This window comes from Micromonospora sp. CNZ299, from assembly GCF_002754415.1.
In genome coordinates this window covers 1217731-1235121 of record NZ_PEFG01000001.1, presented here as the reverse complement: position 1 = coordinate 1235121, position 17391 = coordinate 1217731, and the positions used below count along the sequence as shown (strand labels likewise).

General features: G+C 71.7%; 17 protein-coding genes and 1 tRNA gene. 11 read left to right on the top strand and 7 right to left on the bottom strand.

Annotated elements, in window-relative coordinates; genetic code table 11:
* Positions 1–22 precede the first annotated feature (22 nt).
* Both CLT68_RS05875 and CLT68_RS05870 read left to right on the top strand, forming a co-directional pair.
* Positions 23–553, top strand: coding sequence for a peptidylprolyl isomerase (locus CLT68_RS05875; protein WP_088950697.1), 531 nt, complete (start codon positions 23–25; stop codon positions 551–553).
* Between the two features lie 100 nt (positions 554–653).
* Positions 654–1565 carry a rhomboid family intramembrane serine protease gene (locus tag CLT68_RS05870; protein ID WP_099849352.1) on the top strand — a complete coding sequence of 304 codons (912 nt, stop codon included), beginning with the start codon at positions 654–656 and terminating at the stop codon, positions 1563–1565.
* Positions 1566–1569: 4 nt separating this feature from the next.
* Here the strand turns inward: CLT68_RS05870 and CLT68_RS05865 are convergent, their stop codons facing one another.
* On the bottom strand, positions 1570–2034 hold the full coding sequence (locus CLT68_RS05865) for a PH domain-containing protein (protein WP_099849350.1): 465 nt from the start codon (positions 2032–2034) through the stop codon (positions 1570–1572).
* A 76-nt stretch (positions 2035–2110) separates the two neighbouring features.
* Here CLT68_RS05865 and CLT68_RS05860 point away from each other — a divergent pair, with 76 nt between their 5' ends.
* From CLT68_RS05860 to CLT68_RS05835, 6 genes are all read left to right on the top strand, one after another.
* Complete coding sequence (locus CLT68_RS05860; RefSeq protein WP_088950694.1) at positions 2111–3283, top strand: thiolase family protein; 1173 nt, start codon at positions 2111–2113, stop codon at positions 3281–3283.
* A gap of 56 nt (positions 3284–3339) precedes the next feature.
* The gene (locus CLT68_RS05855; RefSeq protein WP_099849349.1) at positions 3340–4353 is read left to right on the top strand and encodes a phosphotransferase; all 1014 of its coding nucleotides are present in this window, start codon (positions 3340–3342) and stop codon (positions 4351–4353) included.
* A 111-nt stretch (positions 4354–4464) separates the two neighbouring features.
* Complete coding sequence (locus CLT68_RS05850; protein ID WP_088950692.1) at positions 4465–4977, top strand: hypothetical protein; 513 nt, start codon at positions 4465–4467, stop codon at positions 4975–4977.
* Positions 4978–5062: 85 nt separating this feature from the next.
* Positions 5063–5755 (top strand): response regulator transcription factor, encoded by a 693-nt coding sequence (locus tag CLT68_RS05845; protein WP_099849348.1) that lies wholly within the window; start codon positions 5063–5065, stop codon positions 5753–5755.
* Complete coding sequence (locus tag CLT68_RS05840) at positions 5748–7214, top strand: sensor histidine kinase (RefSeq protein ID WP_486482087.1); 1467 nt, start codon at positions 5748–5750, stop codon at positions 7212–7214. The genes CLT68_RS05845 and CLT68_RS05840 overlap by 8 nt, the downstream gene beginning before the upstream one ends.
* A gap of 55 nt (positions 7215–7269) precedes the next feature.
* The gene (locus CLT68_RS05835; RefSeq protein WP_099849344.1) at positions 7270–7869 is read left to right on the top strand and encodes a hypothetical protein; all 600 of its coding nucleotides are present in this window, start codon (positions 7270–7272) and stop codon (positions 7867–7869) included.
* A gap of 39 nt (positions 7870–7908) precedes the next feature.
* Here the strand turns inward: CLT68_RS05835 and CLT68_RS05830 are convergent, their stop codons facing one another.
* Complete coding sequence (locus tag CLT68_RS05830) at positions 7909–9510, bottom strand: ricin-type beta-trefoil lectin domain protein (protein ID WP_099849343.1); 1602 nt, start codon at positions 9508–9510, stop codon at positions 7909–7911.
* A 164-nt stretch (positions 9511–9674) separates the two neighbouring features.
* Positions 9675–11933: a phospholipid carrier-dependent glycosyltransferase gene (locus CLT68_RS05825; RefSeq protein WP_199176995.1), complete on the bottom strand. Its 2259-nt coding sequence runs from the start codon at positions 11931–11933 to the stop codon at positions 9675–9677.
* A 126-nt stretch (positions 11934–12059) separates the two neighbouring features.
* Between CLT68_RS05825 and CLT68_RS05820 the strand changes: the two genes are divergently transcribed.
* Positions 12060–12767 (top strand): glycosyltransferase family 2 protein, encoded by a 708-nt coding sequence (locus tag CLT68_RS05820; protein WP_088952086.1) that lies wholly within the window; start codon positions 12060–12062, stop codon positions 12765–12767.
* Here the strand turns inward: CLT68_RS05820 and CLT68_RS05815 are convergent.
* Both CLT68_RS05815 and CLT68_RS05810 read right to left on the bottom strand, forming a co-directional pair.
* Positions 12753–13646: a transketolase family protein gene (locus CLT68_RS05815; RefSeq protein ID WP_088952087.1), complete on the bottom strand. Its 894-nt coding sequence runs from the start codon at positions 13644–13646 to the stop codon at positions 12753–12755. The genes CLT68_RS05820 and CLT68_RS05815 overlap by 15 nt on opposite strands.
* A 5-nt stretch (positions 13647–13651) precedes the next feature.
* On the bottom strand, positions 13652–14347 hold the full coding sequence (locus CLT68_RS05810; protein WP_099849341.1) for a hypothetical protein: 696 nt from the start codon (positions 14345–14347) through the stop codon (positions 13652–13654).
* Between the two features lie 47 nt (positions 14348–14394).
* Between CLT68_RS05810 and soxR the strand changes: the two genes are divergently transcribed.
* Entirely contained in the window at positions 14395–14868 is a 474-nt protein-coding gene (gene soxR, locus CLT68_RS05805) for a redox-sensitive transcriptional activator SoxR (protein WP_088950686.1), read from the top strand.
* A gap of 10 nt (positions 14869–14878) precedes the next feature.
* On the opposite strand, the gene CLT68_RS05800 is transcribed toward soxR, so the two are convergent.
* Positions 14879–15853: an NAD(P)H-quinone oxidoreductase gene (locus CLT68_RS05800; protein WP_099849339.1), complete on the bottom strand. Its 975-nt coding sequence runs from the start codon at positions 15851–15853 to the stop codon at positions 14879–14881.
* Between the two features lie 163 nt (positions 15854–16016).
* Between CLT68_RS05800 and CLT68_RS05795 the strand changes: the two genes are divergently transcribed.
* Positions 16017–16106 (top strand) — tRNA-Ser (locus tag CLT68_RS05795).
* 92 nt (positions 16107–16198) lie between these two features.
* Here CLT68_RS05795 and CLT68_RS05790 read toward each other — a convergent pair.
* The gene (locus CLT68_RS05790) at positions 16199–17383 is read right to left on the bottom strand and encodes a low temperature requirement protein A (RefSeq protein WP_099849337.1); all 1185 of its coding nucleotides are present in this window, start codon (positions 17381–17383) and stop codon (positions 16199–16201) included.
* Positions 17384–17391 lie beyond the last annotated feature (8 nt).

Genomic DNA, 17391 nt, shown 5'->3' with positions numbered 1-17391 from the left:
GACCAACAAGTGAGGAGTACCCGTGGCCGAGGCTGTCTACGCCACCCTGCACACCAACGCTGGCCCGATCCGGCTGGAGCTCTTCCCGAACCACGCGCCGAAGACGGTCCGCAACTTCATCGACCTGGCTGAGGGCAACCGGGAGTACACCGACCCGCGCACCGGTCAGCCGGGCAGTGGGCCGTACTACGACGGCACCATCTCGCACCGCGTGATCAGCGGATTCATGGTCCAGATGGGCGACCCGACCGGCACCGGCCGGGGCGGACCGGGCTACAAGTTCGCGGACGAGTTCCACCCGGAGCTGCGCTTCGACCGGCCGTACCTGCTGGCGATGGCGAACGCCGGACCGGGCACCAACGGTTCGCAGTTCTTCATCACCGTGTCGCCGACGCCGCACCTCAACAACCGGCACACCATCTTCGGTCAGGTCGCCGACGAGCAGTCGGTGAAGGTCGTCGACTCGATCGCCAGCACCCCGACCGGCCCGAGCGACCGTCCGCTCCAGGACGTCGTCATCGAGCGGGTCGAGATCGAGCGGTCTGCTTCCTGACCAACGGGCGAGGTACCTTTGCTCGCATGATTGAGCGCTCCGGAGCACCGCACCGGCCTGCGCCGGTGGTTCGCGCGGCGGAGGACGGAGGGTCGGCCCGGTGAGCGAGTCTCCGCCGACCACCCCGGTCTGCTACCGGCATCCCGGCCGGGAGACCTATGTCCGGTGCAGCCGCTGCGACCGGCCGATCTGTCCGGACTGCATGCGCGATGCGTCGGTCGGGCACCAGTGCCCGGAGTGCGTCAACGAGGGTCGTCGCAGTGTCCGGCCGGCGCGTACCGCCTTCGGTGGTGGTACGGCCGGCCGGCACGGCTATGTCACGAAGACCCTGATCGCGGTGAACGCGCTGCTCCTGCTGCTCTCCATCGCCTCGGCCCGGGGTGGGGACGCGGCGATGGGGGGCTCCGGTTTCGGCGGCCTCATGGGTGGCAGCACGCCGCTGACCGAGTGGGGTGCGGTGCTCGGCCGGGCGTACCTGTCCGACTACACGCTCGGTGGGATCGCCGAGGGCCAGTGGTACAGGCTGGTCACCGCGATGTTCCTGCACTACGGCGTGCTGCACCTGCTGCTCAACATGTGGGCGTTGTGGGTGCTCGGTCGGTCGCTGGAGGCCAACCTCGGGCGGGTCCGTTTCGCCGCGCTCTACCTGATCGCCGGTCTGGGCGGCAACGTGGCCGCCTACCTGTTCAGCAGCCCGCGGGCCTTCACCGTCGGGGCGTCGACAGCCGTGTTCGGTCTCTTCGCCGCACTGATCATCATCGAACGCAAGCTGGGTCGGGACATCTCCCGGATCATCCCGATCCTGGTGATCAACCTGGTGTTCACGCTGGCGGTGCCGGGCATCTCGATCCCCGGGCACCTCGGTGGGCTGGTCGTCGGCGCGCTGATGGCGTTGGTGCTCGCGTACGCGCCGCGTGGCCGGCGGACGCTGGTGCAGGTCGCCGGCGCGGCGATCATCCTGGTGGTCCTGCTCGCGCTCGTTCTCTTCCGGACCGCCCAGCTGCTCGGCTGACAGATCAGGGGTTCGGGCGGGCGGCACGCAGTGCGACGGCGACCTCTTCCGGGGTGGCTCCCAGGTCGTAGCGGCCGAAGAGGTGCAGCGAGTTGCCCGCGTCGATCTCCAGGGTCTCGCTGGTCAGCCCCAACCGTGGCCGACGGTCGACGGTGATCGCCTCGACCGTCGACCAGGGCAGCAGCCGCCGGCCCGCGAACCCGTGGATGACGGTGAGCCCCGCCGGGTCCACCGTCAACCGGACCGGCACGACCAGGTCGCGTACCGCCCAGACGGCCACCGTGACCGCGGCCAGGACGGCCACCACCAGGCGGACCGGGTCGCCGTCGGCGAAGAGCAGCCCGAGGGCGACGAGCAGGACAGCGCCGGCCAGCTTCGCCGCTGGCAGACTCGACGGCACTCGCCACTGCCGGGCCCCGGTGATCTCATCCACCCGCCCAGCATGCCAGCGGCCGTCGGATTCCGGCATCTCGTGGTGGTGGGGCCGGACGGTCGGTCCTGGGACGACGTAGGATCGGGACAGCCCAAGTTACCGGGGAGTAAACATGAGTGACGCGGTCATCGTCGGCGCGGTACGTACCCCGGTCGGGCGGCGCAAGGGCAGCCTCGCCGGCGTCCACCCGGTCGATCTCTCGGCGCACGTGCTGCGCGCCCTCGCCGAGCGCACCGGGCTCGACCCGGCGCAGGTCGACGACGTCTTCTGGGGCTGCGTGTCCCAGGTCGGCGAGCAGTCGTGGAACATCGCCCGCAACGGCGTGCTCGCCGCCGGCTGGCCCGAGACGGTCCCCGGCACGACGCTGGACCGGCAGTGCGGCTCCAGCCAGCAGGCACTGCACTTCGCCGCCGCGACGGTGCTCTCCGGCCAGGCCGACCTGGTGGTCGCCGGCGGGGTGGAGTCGATGACCCGGGTGCCGATGGGCTCCAGTGTGGCCGGCGGCATGCCGTTCAGCGACCAGCTCCGGGACCGTTACCGGGGTGTCGAGGGCTTCGCCGACGACGCGCCACTGCCGTTCAACCAGGGCGTCGGTGCCGAGCTGATCGCCCGGCGGTGGCGCCTCTCGCGCACCCAGCTCGACGAGTTCGCGCTGGCCAGCCACGAGAAGGCAGCCGCTGCACAGGACGCTGGCGCGTTCGACCCGGAGCTCACGCCGGTGCCACTCGGCGATGGTGGCAAGTTCGCCGCCGACGAGGGCATCCGCCGGGACACGACCCTGGCCAAGCTCGGCGAGCTGGCCACGCCGTTCCGTGCCGACGGCGTGGTGACCGCCGGGTCCGCGTCCCAGATCTCCGACGGCGCCGCGGCCCTCGCGGTGACGACCTCCGAGTGGGCCAGCCGGCACGGCCTTCGGCCGCTTGCCCGGATCCACACCGCCGTGGTCGCCGCCGACGACCCGGTCACCATGCTCACCGCCCCCATCCCGGCCACCGCGAAGGCGCTGCGCCGCGCGGGGCTGGGCATCGAGGAGATCGGTGTGTACGAGGTGAACGAGGCGTTCGCCCCGGTGCCACTGGCCTGGCTGGCCGAGACCGAGGCGGACCCGGAGCGGCTCAACCCGCGTGGTGGGGCGATCGCACTCGGTCACCCGCTCGGCGGCTCCGGTGCCCGGATCATGACCACGATGCTCCAGCACATGCGGGACAACGGGATCCGCTACGGCCTGCAGACCATGTGCGAGGGCGGCGGAATGGCCAACGCCACCATCGTCGAGCTGGTCTGACACCGCTGGGGAAAACGCCTCGCCCCGGCCCGGGAGGGCCGCCTAAGGTGCCCAGCGTGACGACGATCGCCGGTGAGCGTGCCCCCGACTGGTCCAGTGAGCAGTGGCAGGTGCGGGCCCGGGCCTGGGTCGACACGAGGTTGAGCCGGGCCGGCCGGCGGGTGACGGGTCTGGTGGAGCCTCGGGTGCGCCCGTGGTCTCTGGTCTGGCGGGTGCCCACCGACGACGGCCCGGTCTGGTTCAAGGCCAACAACCCCGGCACCGCGCACGAGGCCGCCCTGATCGCGACGCTCGCCGAGCTGACACCGGAACGGGTGCTCACACCGATCGCGGTGGACCCGGAGCAGGGCTGGTCGCTGCTGCCCGACGGCGGCGAGTCGTTGCGTGACGTGCTGGCGCGCGACCCCGATCTGGCGCACTGGGAGCGGGCACTACCCGGGTACGCGGCGCTTCAACTGACCACCGCGCCGCGCGCCGACGAACTGGTCGCCCTGGGCGTGCCGGACCACCGCCCCGAGGTGTTGGCAGGGCTCCTCGCCGAGCTCCTCGACGATCGCGGGTCGCTGCTGATCGGCGCCGAGGGCGGGCTCAGCCCTGACCTGCACGAGCGGCTACGGGCGGAGCTGCCGTCGTACGCCGAGCGGTGCCGCCGGCTCGCCGACATCGGCATCCCGGTCACCGTCCAGCACGACGACCTGCACGACGGCAACGTCTTCGCGGGCCCGGACGGCTACCGCTACTTCGACTGGGGCGACGCCTCTGTGGCGCACCCGTTCGGCACGCTGCTGGTGACTTTGCGGTCCATCCGGCACGCGAAGAAGCTGGCGGCCGACGACACGGGGTTGGCGCGGCTGCGCGACGCCTACCTGGAGGCGTGGACCGACCGGTACGACCGCCCAACCCTCGTCGAGGCCGCCGACCTCGCGATCGGCCTGGGGCCGGTGAGCCGGTCGCTGTCCTGGCGGCGAGCCCTGGACACCGTCGACGAGTCCCGTGCCGAGTACGCCGACGCGGTCCCCGGTTGGCTGGAGGAGCTGTTCGCCGCAAGCCCCCTTCAACCGGACTCCTGACCACGATCCGTCCAAGTCGGAAGTCGGACAGGCAGTGCGACCTGCGGCGTGGAACTTCCAAAAAACCCGCGTGACCCACGTCACCCCGCCGAAGACGTCGTTGGGCAGGTCATGGACGTCTTCTCCCGAACGTTCCTTCCGGCCGCCGCCGAGGCTGGCCTGGCCGTGCAGACCGTGAGCCGGCACATGCCGGTCTTCCGGCGCTGCGTCGGCTCCGGTGACGCCACCATCCTGGTCACCCGTTGCAGCCGCCCCGACCGCCCGGTCACCGGCGACTATCTGCTGCTGCTCACCCACCGTCGACTGGTGGTCACCCAGCAGACCCGACTACTGCACCGTCTGCGCCTGCATCTCAACACCGAGTTGCGCGAGCTGAGCAACGTCACCTGGAGCCCGGACCCGCGACTCCAGTCGGTCGAGATGGCGGCCACCGCGATCGACGGGATCCGCGAGCGGTTCCTGATCCGCACGAGTCACCCGAAGCAGGTCTGGCAGCTCGACGCGCTGCTCAACCATGCCTTTCGGACCCGCCTGCGGGTGCCCCGTGAGCGCATCCTCGCCACCATCGGTGACGCGCCGGCCGCCGCGCGGCCCAACGCGTTCCGCCCCGCCGTGGTGAGCTGACGCCCGACCGGGCTTTGCGTCGCCTTTACCTGACTCGAACACGCACCGATCGCGCCGGGTCCACCGGGTCGGCAATCATGGGCCGGTGACCGTCGAACCGCCGCACCGCGGGCTCGTCCTCGTGGTCGAGGACGAGCCGGCCATCGCCGACCTGGTCCGGCTCTATCTCACCCGGGACGGCTTCGGCGTCCACCTGGAACGGGACGGTGCGGCCGGCCTGAGCGCCGCCCGCCGGATCCGCCCGGTGGCCTGCGTCCTGGACATCGCCCTGCCGGGCCTGCCCGGCACCGAGATCTGCCGCCAGCTGCGCGAGGCCGGCGACTGGACCCCGGTCATCTTCCTCACCGCCCGCGACGACGAGGTCGATCGGATCGTCGGCCTGGAGTTGGGCGCCGACGACTACGTGACCAAGCCGTTCAGCCCCCGCGAACTGGTCGCCCGGGTGCGCGCGGTGCTGCGTCGCTCCGCTGGCGGCCCGGAGGGCGCGGACCGGCAGCGCGTCGTCGGCCCGGTGACGCTCGACCCGGCCCGCCGAACGGTCACCGCCGCAGGCGCACCGGTGCAGCTCACCTCCACCGAGTTCGACCTGCTGGCCCATCTGATGGCCCGGCCCGGTCGGGTCTTCACCCGGGAGGAGCTGCTGGCCGGGGTCTGGGGGTACGCGGCGCACGCCGGCACCCGCACAGTCGACGTGCACGTCGCCCAGGTGCGGGCGAAGCTCGGCCTGGCCAGCGTGATCCGGACCCACCGAGGCGTCGGGTACGCGGTCGATGCCTGACCAATCCGGGCGCGCCGGGTCGCCGACCATGTCGCTGCGGGTGGTCGGCACCTCCCCACCCGCCGCACCTCGACGTGGCGGCCTCGGCCGTACGCTCACCGCCCGTGCGGTGCTGGTCACCTGCGCGGTGGCGCTGGTGTCGGTGCTGGTCACCGCGATCGTGGCGGTGCCGTTGGCGATCCGTGGCGCGGAGCGGCGCGACCAGGAGGCGCTCGCCGCGCAGGCCCGGCTCGCGGCCGAGGTGCTGCGCACCCGCCTGGACCGGGGTCGCAGCGCCGACGAGGAGCGGCTCATCCAGCAACTGCGCAACCAGGGCATCGACGCGTACCTGATCCGGCGCGGAGCGGTCGACCGGCCGGGCCTGCCACCTCGGGTGGTGCAGCGGATCGGGCAGGGGCGCAACGTGTCGGTCCGGCGCGTCGTCAACCGCGAACGTGCCCTGGTCGAGGGCCGGGCGCTCCCCAACGGCAACGGGGTGGTGCTCTCCCGCCCCTCGGCGAACGGGTTGTGGGCCCGGGTGCTGCTGAGCCTCTGGTTGCCGCTGCTGGCCGGGTTGGCCGCCGGGGTGGTGGCCGGGTTGCTGCTGGCCCGCCGGCTGGCCCGGCCGATCCGCGTCGCGGCCACCGCAGCCGCCCGGCTACGCGCCGGCGACCGCGCCGTCCGGGTGCCGGTCGAGTCACCGGACGAGGTCGCCGACCTGGCCGAGGCGTTGAACGGTCTGGCCGGTGCGCTGGCCACCAGTGAGGGGCGGCAGCGGGAGTTCCTGCTGTCCGTCTCGCACGAGCTGCGCACCCCGCTGACCGCGATCCGGGGGTACGCCGAAGCGCTCGCCGACGGGGTGCTCGGCGCGGACGACACCGTCGACACCGGTCGGACGATGCTGGCTGAGGCCCAACACCTGGACCGGCTGATCGGGGACCTGCTGGCGCTGGCCCGGCTGGAGGCCGCCGACTTCCCGCTCGAACCGGTGCCGGTGGACCTCACCCAGTTGGCCGTGGACGCGGAGCCGACCTGGTCCGGCCGGTGCGCGGCGGTGGGCGTGCCGTTCCGGTTGGAGACGCCAGGTCAGCCGGTGCCCGCGTACACCGATCCGGGGCGGATCCGGCAGGTGCTGGACGGGTTGCTGGAGAACGCGCTGCGGGTCGTACCCCCGGGGTCGCCGGTGGTGCTCGCGGTCCGGGCGGCGGGTGCGGACCCGGCCTCCGGCGGTGAGCTGGAGGTCCGGGACGGCGGGCCCGGCTTCACCGACGACGACCTGGCGGTGGCGTTCGAACGCGGGGCACTGCACCAGCGTTACCGGGGCGTGCGCAAGGTGGGCAGCGGGCTGGGGTTGGCGCTGGCCGCCGGCCTGGTCCGCCGGCTGGGCGGAGAGATCGCCGCCGGGCACGCGCCGGAGGGCGGCGCCGCCTTCACGGTTCGACTGCCCGGCGATCCTTACCTGGCTCGAACATCGGCCTGACGCTCCGCTCGTCCTCGACGGAGATGCTGAGGGCTCCACGGACGAGAGGAACGTCATGCCACGTTGGGGATTCGCCACCGGCACCACGGCACTGCTCGCGGCGGTCACGCTGGGCGTCAGCGGCTGCGGTGCGGCCGAGGTGGCCAGCCAGCCCGCCCGGGAGGCCGCCGTCGAGGTCGCCGCCGCGATGGGCGTGGAGGGTCAGGCGCTGACCGCGATGGGCTTCGACGCCGACGACCTGGACGTGCGGACCGTCGCCGCGCCGGCCGCCCCGACGCCGGGTGCCTCCCCCACCGCCAGGGACAAGGCCCGGGAGAAGCGCGGCGAGGAGTGGCGCAAGCGCCGCCAGGCCCGGGTGCTGCTGCGGAAGAACACCCTGCACGGTGAGGCGGTCGTGAAGACGAAGGACGGCGGTACGCAGACCGTCGCCGTGCAGCGCGGTGAGGTGACCGCGATCGACGGCGACTCGATGACCGTCAAGTCCACCGACGGCTTCACCATGACCTGGACCTTCGGCGCGGACCTGCGGGTCGTCGAGCGGCGCGCCACAGTGCAGCCGAGCGAGGTGAAGGTCGGCGCGACGCTCGGCGTCGCCGGCGCGAAGGACGGCGACAAGGGCGTGGCGCGACTCGTCCTCATCCCCCGCACGAAGTGAGCGAGGGGCCCCTGAGTCGATCAGGGGCCCCTCCTTCCGTCAGTAGACGCGGGAGCCGATGAAGTCGTCGTGACCGTAGCCGACCGGGTTGGCGGCGGTACGGGCCTCGAACGACCACTGCTGCCGGGCGCTGGTGGAGCAGGTGGCCAACCGCAGCCGGGGAGCGCCCGACGACGGGCTGTCGAACGCCACGCAGAGGTTGCTGGCGGCAGCCGGCTTGATCTGGTTGCCGACGAAGGTGAACTGCTGGGCGGCAGTGCCGTTGCAGTCGTAGATGTTGACCGCCGTGCCGGCCGTCATCGATGCGCCAGCGACGTCGAGGCAACGGTCGTGGGACAGCTCCGAGTGCAGTGACCGCTTGGCCGAGTCGTACCAGAAGCCCTGGTTGCGCCCGCCGTGGCAGCCGTACGACTGCTGCGCGGTGCCGTTGCGGGAGTCGTAACCCTTACCGTCGACGCAGGTGTTGGTGGCAGGGTTGCGCAACTGCTTGAACTGCATCAGGCCCGGGTAGAGCACGCCAGCGCCGGTGCTGGCCGGGTCGACGCAGGTGGCCTGGTTCTGTCCGGAGTTCCAGAGCTGGGTGATGCACTGGGCGAACATGCCGTGCCCGCGGGCGTTGGGGTGGAACGACTGCCGGGCGGCGTTCTCGTTCCAGATCCCGATCTCGATGTTGAGGCCGCGGACCGAGGTGTTGTCGGTGCACACCTCGTGGCCGTGGAAGAGCCGGCTGGCGTCCAGGTAGCGGGTGCCGGTCTGGGTGGCCGCCGCGCGCAGCGCCGACTCGAACAGCGGCACCGCCTTGTTGCGGGCGAACGCGGCGTCGGCCAGGTAGAGCAGGCAGCCGCCGGAGTACCAGCCGGGGAAGTTCGGGTTGTCCTCCACGTCCGGGCTGGCCGGGCTCGGGTACGACATGAGCACCAGCTCGTAGTCCGTGCGCAGGTAGCCGGCCCTGGTCATGGTCTGCCGGATGTCGGTGAGGGCGTCCGCAACCGCCCGGCGGCTGCCGTCGGTGCGGATCGTCCACTGGTCGGTGTAGTCGGGGTAGCAGTTGCCCTGGAGGAAGACCCGGCTGATCGCGCAGTCGGTGGCGACCGGGCCGAACTGGATGGTGCCGTCGCCGTTCGCGCCGACCACCACCCAGATCAGCTTCACGTGCGTGTTGCGCGCCTTGATGCCCAGGTAGTCGCCCTGGTTCAGCTCGTTGTGCTGGGTCGGGCCGCCGGCGATGAGGTTCCACGGGGTGGCACCGGAGCAGGCGATGTTGTATCTCGCGTCCGACGGGATGCCGGTGCGGAACACCGCCTGGTCGAACGAGCGGTCGCACCAGTTGCCGTCCTGGTGGGTGCCGGGCACGTAGTTGCCGACCCCCTCACCGGAGATCTGGCTGTCGCCCATGGTGATCAGCGCGGTGCGGCGTTGCTCGATCGGGCGGATCGCGGGGGTGCCGTAGAGGGCGGTGGCCTCGGCGGCCCGGATGGCCTCGAGGTTGGCAGGGAGTGGTTGGACGGTTGGACGGTCGGCGGCGGTGGCGGGGGTGGCCGGTCCGGCGAGCATCGGTAGGACGAGGGCGGCGACGGCCACGGCGACGGTGATGGCCCGTCGTCGGGTCGCGCGTTCGGGCCTGGCGGGGATTGCAGGCATCGACGCACTCCTTTCGGCTCAGTCGCGGGACGTCGACTGAGTTACCAGAAGGTAACGTGCGGACCAATGGATGTGAATGCGTCTCGGATCCTTGCGCGCAGGCTGCAGAACCGCCCGGATCGGACTATCCGGGCGATCGAGATGCGCCGAAGCGGACCGCCGGGTCAGCGGCCCGGCGGCAGGGCATAGCCGACGTAGCCGCGGAACTCCAGCCACCAGCCGGCCGGGACCAGCTTCGTGCAGGCCGGACGACTGCCGGTGCAGACGATCGCGTCGACCGAGGCAGGGTCCGCCGGCGGTCGCTCCGGCAGCACCGACTGCAACGCCACCAGGTCCGGCGAACCCCCGTCCGGCTGCCGGAGCAGCAGCCACCACGGGTACTCCCAGTTGTCGTTCTGCTGCACCAGCCCGATCCGTCCGGCACCGCTGTCGCGGACCGCCGTGGCCGCCCAGCGGAACTCGTCGGCCCACTGCGGACGCCGCAGGAACCGGGTGTCCCAGTCCGAGGTGGTGAAGACCGAACCGGCACCGACCAGCCGTCGCGGAAAGCCGTACGACAGCGCGAGCACACCGGCCAGCGCCGAGGTGGCCAGCACGGTGACCGCCGTCAGTGCGGCCACCGACCGCCGGGCTCCTTGCCGACCCGGGTTGGCGCGGCGGCGGCGGAAGAGCGCGTCGAGCCAGAGCCCGGCCAGCGGCACGGCCAGCACCACGGCGTAGAGGATCAGCCGGTTGCCCCACGGCTGCCACTTGATCATCGAGGTGTGCAACAGGACGGCGGCCAACACCACCACCGCGTACGCGCGCACCGGCCCGGCCTGCTCGGGATCGATCCGGCGGGGACGGGCGAGTGCGACGACCGCACCGATCAACACCAGCGCCCCGGTCAGGGGGAACGCCACCCGGTCCTCGTCCGGATACCAGGCCGGCTCCGGAAAGATCTCCCGACCGAAGGTGATCGCACGGTCCTGCGGGTCGACCCCGATCGCGCCCGCTCCGTCGATGATCGCCTCGGCTCCGGCCCGGCGCAGGGGCGCCAGCGGCGTGTCGAACGCGGTGTGCCCGATCCGCAGAGCGTTGACCAGGATCGACGGCGGGTCGTGCCGTTCCATCGGGATCGACTCGCGCAGCCGGGGCGGCCCCAGCGGGTGCCCGAACTCGGCGGTCACCCGGGCCAGGAACGGGCCGACCACCACGGCCGCGACCAGCAGGATCAACACCGCGGCGCCGACCGTGCGGGTCAGCCCGCCGACCGGCCGAGGCCGCCGATCCTCGCCGGCCGCCGTCGGGCCGGGCGATGCCGCGCCGGCCGTCGGGTTGGGTGGTGCCGCGCCGGCGGCTGTCGGGCCGGGCGTCGCCGTGCTCGCGGCCAGCGCCAGCCGGAGCTGGGCCAACCCCCAGAGCAGCAGCAGCGGACCGACCGCGATCAGACCACTGGTCTTGGTCACCGCGGTCAGACCGGTGGCCACCCCCAACCCGAGCACCGTGCCCCAGCCTGTCCGCCGACGCAGCCCGTCCAGCACGAGGGTCGCCGCGCAGGTCACCCACGCCGCGCAGACCAGGTCGGTCTGCGTGCTGGTCGCCTGGAGCACCACCATCGGCGTGGTCGCCAACACGAACGCGGTGAGCAGTTGGGCCCGCCGGCTGCCGCCGAGCTGCGCGGTGATCCGTGCGACCACCAGGAGGCAGAGCACTCCGGCCGCCCACTGCACCAGGTTGTACAGGTGGTCTCCGCCGGTGAGGAGGCGAAGGTGCAACAGCAGGTATTCGGCTCCGGGCGGGATGGTCACCTGCCGGTGGATGGCGGTGGGCCAGAAGTCCAGGTCACCCTGAGCCACCCAGTGCTCCACCTTCGGCAGGTGATAGGTCTGTGAGTCGAAGTTGTTCGGCTCGGCCAGCAGCGCGACCAGCAGTTCCAGCAGGACCAGTCCGCCGATCGCGCCGACGAGCAGCCGCTCGCCGCGTCCCGCCGTACGCCAGGCGTCGAGGGCCACGGCGAGCAGGCCGGACGGTGCCCGGACGGCGCGGGTCGGCGTGGGGTCGGGCCCGGTCGCACCGCGCTCGACGGCGGCCGGCGGGCCGGCGCTGCCGCCGGACACCACGGCACCGACCGGCACCGGTCGCGGTGCGGCGGTGAGCGTCGGCGCGGTACGGGTCGCGCGTCGCTGCCGCAGATCGGCTGCTGTCGCGGCGGCGGCCAGGAAGAGCAGCCACGCGGCGGCGAAGGCCGGCCGGGTCAGCGCGTGCAACGCGCCGAGAAGTTCGACGACGAGCACCGCGTACACGCCGGTGAGCAGCGCGGCGCGCACCACGGCGAGCCGTAGAGGCGCGACCGCGCCGACCTCGCGCGGCCTCATCGCGACGGTGAGCAGGAGCGCCCCGGCGGCGGGAACCGCCGCGAGCAGAGAGCCGCCAGCCGACATGGCGGGTAGTAAACACCATTCGTCTGCGCTAGCCACGCCGACGGCCCCGATGGTGGCGGCATATCGAAGGTCAACCAGCCAGGCTAGGCTGTGCCCCGACGTGTTGCCGCCACCGTGGAGATTCCCTTGAAGCTCTCGATCCTCATGCCGGTCTACAACGAGGAAGAACGCATCGCGGATGCCCTCAAGCAGGCGTTGGCGGTTGACTATCCCTGCGAGATCGAGTTGGTCGTCGTCGACGACGGCAGCCGGGACGGCACCGGCGAGGTCCTCGGCCGTGCCGACGACGCACGTCTGCGTGTCATCACCCACCAGCGCAACGCCGGTAAGGGTGCCGCCATCAAGACGGCGGTCGACAGCGCGGAGGGCGACTACATGGTCATCCTCGACGCCGACCTGGAGTACGACCCGCAGGACATCCCCAAGCTGCTCGACCCGGTGCTCGACGGACGGGCCACTGTCGTCTACGGCAATCGCACCTTCGGCAGCCACAGCGCCTACAGCTTCTGGTACGTGATGGGCAACAAGGGCGTCACGATGGCGGCCAACGTGCTGTTCAACTCGTACATCGGCGACCTGGAGACCTGCTTCAAGCTGATGCCGGTGGCGCTCTACCGGTCGCTCGAGGTGCGCTCGCGCGGCTTCGGCATGGAGGCCGAGGTGACCGGCAAGCTGCTGCGTCGCCGGATCCGCCCCTACGAGGTGCCGATCAGCTACCGGGCTCGTGGCCGGGAAGAGGGCAAGAAGATCACCTGGAAGGACGGCGTCGAGGCGATCTGGATCCTCGGCCGCGAACGCGCCCGCCGCCGTTCCACCGCGTCACCCGCGCGCTGATCCCAGAAACGCACTGATCGACCGGCGCAGACCGTCGGCATCCAGGCCGTGCCACCGGGCGTGGTCGGCCGGATCTCCGTATCGGCGTAGGTCGGTCTGATCCACCCCGAGGGCGAGCAGCCGATGCGGCACCTCCGCCATGGCCCGGCTGACGACCGCGCTCGACGTTCCTGACAGGTACGGCTCGACCAGCACCACCTCGGTCGCGGCGAGCGCCCGCAGCCCGGACGTGTCGAATGGCCGGGGAGTGTGGGTGTACGCGACTGTCACGGCCATACCCTCGGTCGCTGCCAGGGTGGGATCGAGCATCGGCCCGACAGCCAGCACGAGCGGCGCGTTCGTCCCACCCTGCCGGATCACCCGCAACCGGTCGGCGTCCGGGTGCGCCCGGGCGTTGCGTTGCTCGCTCAGCCGCAGGTAGACCGGATCGTCGGTGATCGCGGCCTCGCGCAGCAGCGGTGCGACCTCGTCGGGGTGGCCGGGCACCCGCACCGTCCAGCCGTCGCCCAACGAGTCGAAGAGCGCCACGTCGCCGGGCGACTGGTGGGTCCGGCCCTCAGCCGACCCGTCGAACGATGCTCCGATGCTGACCATGACCGCGCCCACGCCCTGGTGGTCCAGATCCAGCTTGATCTGCTCGTACGCCCGGTCCACCAGGAACGTCGCGTAGGAGTGCACGATCGGGCGAAGCCCGGTCAGGGCGAGCCCGCCGGCCACCCCGATCATCAGCTGCTCCCGGATGCCGACATTGAACACCCGGTCCGGGTGGCGGGTGCCGGCCGGCGCGAACTGGGTGGCCGAGATGTCGGCCAGCACGATTGCGGTGCGCGGGTCGTCGTCGAGCAGCGCGGTGGTGGCGTCGATGAAGGCGTCACGCATGGCGGTCATCCCTTGTTCTCGACGTGGGCGACGACGAGGTGCGGCCGTCCCGGCCGGTGCCCGGTCAGCGCCACGTACAGGTCGGTGTGGTTGCGGCCGTCGACGGTGTCGGCGGTCCAGCCGTTGACGGTGAACCGGCTGGCGATGCCGCCCGCCCAGCCGTGGGTGGCCGACGAGTTGTCGACCACGATCGCGGTGAGGTTCGCCAGGCCGGTGGCACCGGCGTACGCGATCGCCTCGTGGTTGGAGCCCTCGTCCAGTTCGGCGTCGCCGAGCAACACGTACACCCGGGGTTTGAGCAGCCCCTGGGCCCGTAGGCCGAGGGCGCTGCCGACGGCCAGCCCGAGCCCGTGCCCGAGCGAGCCGGAACCGATCTCGACTCCGGGGACCAGTAGCCGGTCCGGATGATGGCCGAGTCGGCTCGCCGGCCCGGCCAGGTCGTCGAGCCAGGCTTCCGGGATGAAGCCGTGCGCGGCGAGCACCGCGTAGTAGGCGGCCGGTCCGTGGCCCTTGGAGAGCAGGAACCTGTCGCGTTCCGGGTCGTCGGTGGTGTCGGGGGTGACCCGCAGCACCCGGTCGTAGAGCACCTGGAGCACGTCGATGGTCGAGTGCGCGCTCGGCGCGTGCTTCTCGTCGCCGGTCAGTCGTCGGATCAGCCCGGGAAGCCGGGAGCCGGTGTTGGTGGTCACTGTGGTTGTCATGCCACTACTGTGTAAGTTGAAGTGGACTTCAACTCAAGGACCTGGTGATGCAGGATCTACTGACGATCGGCGAGCTGTCGGTCCGCTCGGGTGTGGCGCCGTCGGCGCTGCGCTACTACGAGCGACTGGGGCTGATCCGCGCCGATCGGACCGGCGGCAACCAGCGCCGGTACGCCCGCGCCGAGTTGCGGCGGGTGGCCTTCATCCGGATCTCCCAACAGGTCGGCGTCTCCCTCGATGAGATCCGCGCGGCACTGGACTCGCTCCCCGAAGCCCGTACGCCCAGCCCACAGGACTGGGCGCGGCTCTCCGCGAGCTGGCGGAGCCGGCTGGACGAGCGGATCCGGCTGCTCACCAAGCTCCGCGACGACCTGGACGGCTGCATCGGCTGCGGCTGCCTGTCGTTGCAGCGCTGCACGCTCAACAACCCCGGGGACGCGCTGGCCGGCGAGGGCCCGGGCGCCCGGCTGGTGCTGCCCCGACCGGCCGACGATCCGACACCGGCGGGCTCGCCCGCCTGACGCCGGCTGCTCACCCGAGGGTGAGCAGGACCTTGCCGAAGTGATCGTTCGACTCGACGAGCCGGTGCGCCTCGGCCGCCTCGGTCATCGGCAGCCGCCGGTCCACCACCGGCCGGACCCGGCCCGCCTCGATCAACGGCCACACCTCGTCCCGTACGCCCTGGACGATCTCCGCCTTCTCCGCGATCGGCCGAGACCGTAGGGAGGTCGCGGCGACGGTCGCCCGCTTCGTCAGCAGTGCGCCGAGATCCAGCTCAGCCTTGCGCCCACCCTGCATGCCGATCACCACCAGCCGACCGCCGGTCGCCAGCGCGGAGACGTTCCGGCCCAGGTAGGACGCGCCCATGATGTCCAGGATCACGTCCGCGCCGCGACCGTCGGTGACCCGCCGGACCTCCTCCACGAAGTCCTGCTCGCGGTAGTCGATCGGGTGCGACGCGCCCAGCTCACGCAGTCGGGAGTGCTTGGCCGCCCGGGCGGTGGTCACGACGGTCGCGCCGAGGGCCGCCCCGAGCTGGACCGCGAAGGTGCCGATCCCACTGCCCCCGCCGTGCACCAGCAGCGTGTCGCCCGCGCTGAGCCGACCCACCTGGACCAGGTTCGACCAGACCGTGCAGGCCACCTCGGGCAGCCCTGCGGCGTCCACCGAGTCGCAGGCCGGCACCGGCAGCAACTGCCCGGCGGGGACCGCGACCCGCTCGGCGTACCCGCCGCCGGACAGCAGCGCGCAGACCTGCTGCCCGACCGCCCACCCGGCGACCTCCGAACCGACCTCGGTGATCACCCCAGAGCATTCCAACCCGGGGTACGCGGACGCGCCCGGCGGTGGTGGATAGTGCCCCTGCCGTTGCAGCAGGTCAGCGCGGTTGACCCCGCTGGCCCGCACATCCACGATCACCTCGCCGGGGCCCGGCTCCGGGTCGGGCACCTCGGCCCAGACCAGCGCTTCGGGTCCACCGGGCTGCGGGATGGTGATCGCCTTCATGGAGTCAGTCTTACCCGATCTCGCCCGGCACCGCAGGTGCACCCTCCAGCCCACTGTGGACGCGGCGGACCGCCTGGCCGGCGCATTCGGGGAGGGACGCCGGGCCGCCCGACGGGAGCCGTGGCAGACTATGCGTGGCCGTACGCCTGCGGGTGGCGGCCCAGGAGGGTTCGCCTAGTGGCCGATGGCGCTGGTCTTGAAAACCGGTAAGGCAGCGATGTCTTCGTGGGTTCGAATCCCACACCCTCCGCCACGACGCTCGCGATCGCTGATCGACTCGGTTTCCATGAAATCGGGGTGTCCGGGCTGCCCGGATGCCTCGCTTTCCTGAAAGTCGAGTGCTGGTCAGTCGTTGCCAGCGGCACCACGCCTGGTCCACGCCTCGTAGCTGAGAAGCGCGACGAGGAGCGCGGTGAGCAGGCCGAGAGCGGCCAGGCCGGGCAGATAGCGGCCGGCGGGAAGTACCAGCAGCGCCGCGACGGGAGCGACGAACTGCCTCGGTCGTACGCAGCGGACGCTGAGGCCCAGAAACGTCGCCCGGCCCGCGAGGAACAGGGCGGTCCCACCGAACAGCGCGATCGCTGGCATCCACTCCGAGGCGCCGTGGGACTCGTCGTGCGCCAGACCGGCGAGGACCTGCTCGACTCCCAGCGCCACGTAGATGGTCCCGGCGAGCAGCGGGAAGTGGGCGAGGGTGTAGGCGTTGGCGCCGACGTGGGCCCGTTGTAACCCGGACTCCATCGTCAAGGCTTGGCCAGCGGCGATCGCGGTGGAGGAGTACAGCCAGTACAGGCACACCGTGACGGCCAGCGTGAGGATCGCGGCCAACAGGATCGGTCCACGAATCCGCTGTACCCCGACGCCGGCGCCGACCGAGATCAGGGACTCGCCGAGCGCAATGATGACCAGGAGACTGTGGCGCTCCGCGAAGTGGCCGGGACTGCGTACCGGCCACCCGCTCAGCACCGAAGACACCACCCCGCCGCCCAGGTCGATCGTGAGGGCCGCCGCCCAGAGCAGGAGCTGTGCGGTGCCGCCGAACACGGCGCCGAGGACGAAGGGGATCCAGGACAGCACGGTCGAGAGGGCATAGACACGGATGGTCCTGCGCAGCTGTCGGTTGCCCGCCGCAGCCCAGTGGAAGAGGGCGAGAGCGATAACCCGAAGTGTGACGTAGGCCAGCACCAGGATCAGTCGTTGGCTCATCGTGCCCGGCCCGGTCGCCCAGGCGTCGGGGATGACCAGGGCGACGAGGAAGACCGCCGCCATCGAGACCGTCACACCGGCACGGATCAACCCGAGGTCGATGCGGACGTGGTTGCCCAACCAGGAGTAGACCACCCAGGAGATCCACAGCAGCAGGAGTACGAGAAATCCCTGCGTGAGGGCCACCGGCGACGGCCGCTCGCTCATGAACGTGGTGACCCGGATGAGCCCGAAGACGAACACCAGATCGAAGAAGATCTCGAACAGGGTGGTTCGGTGTGTCTCCGCGGTCGCCACCGGCCGCGACCGGAGGATCCGCCCCATCAGGTCAT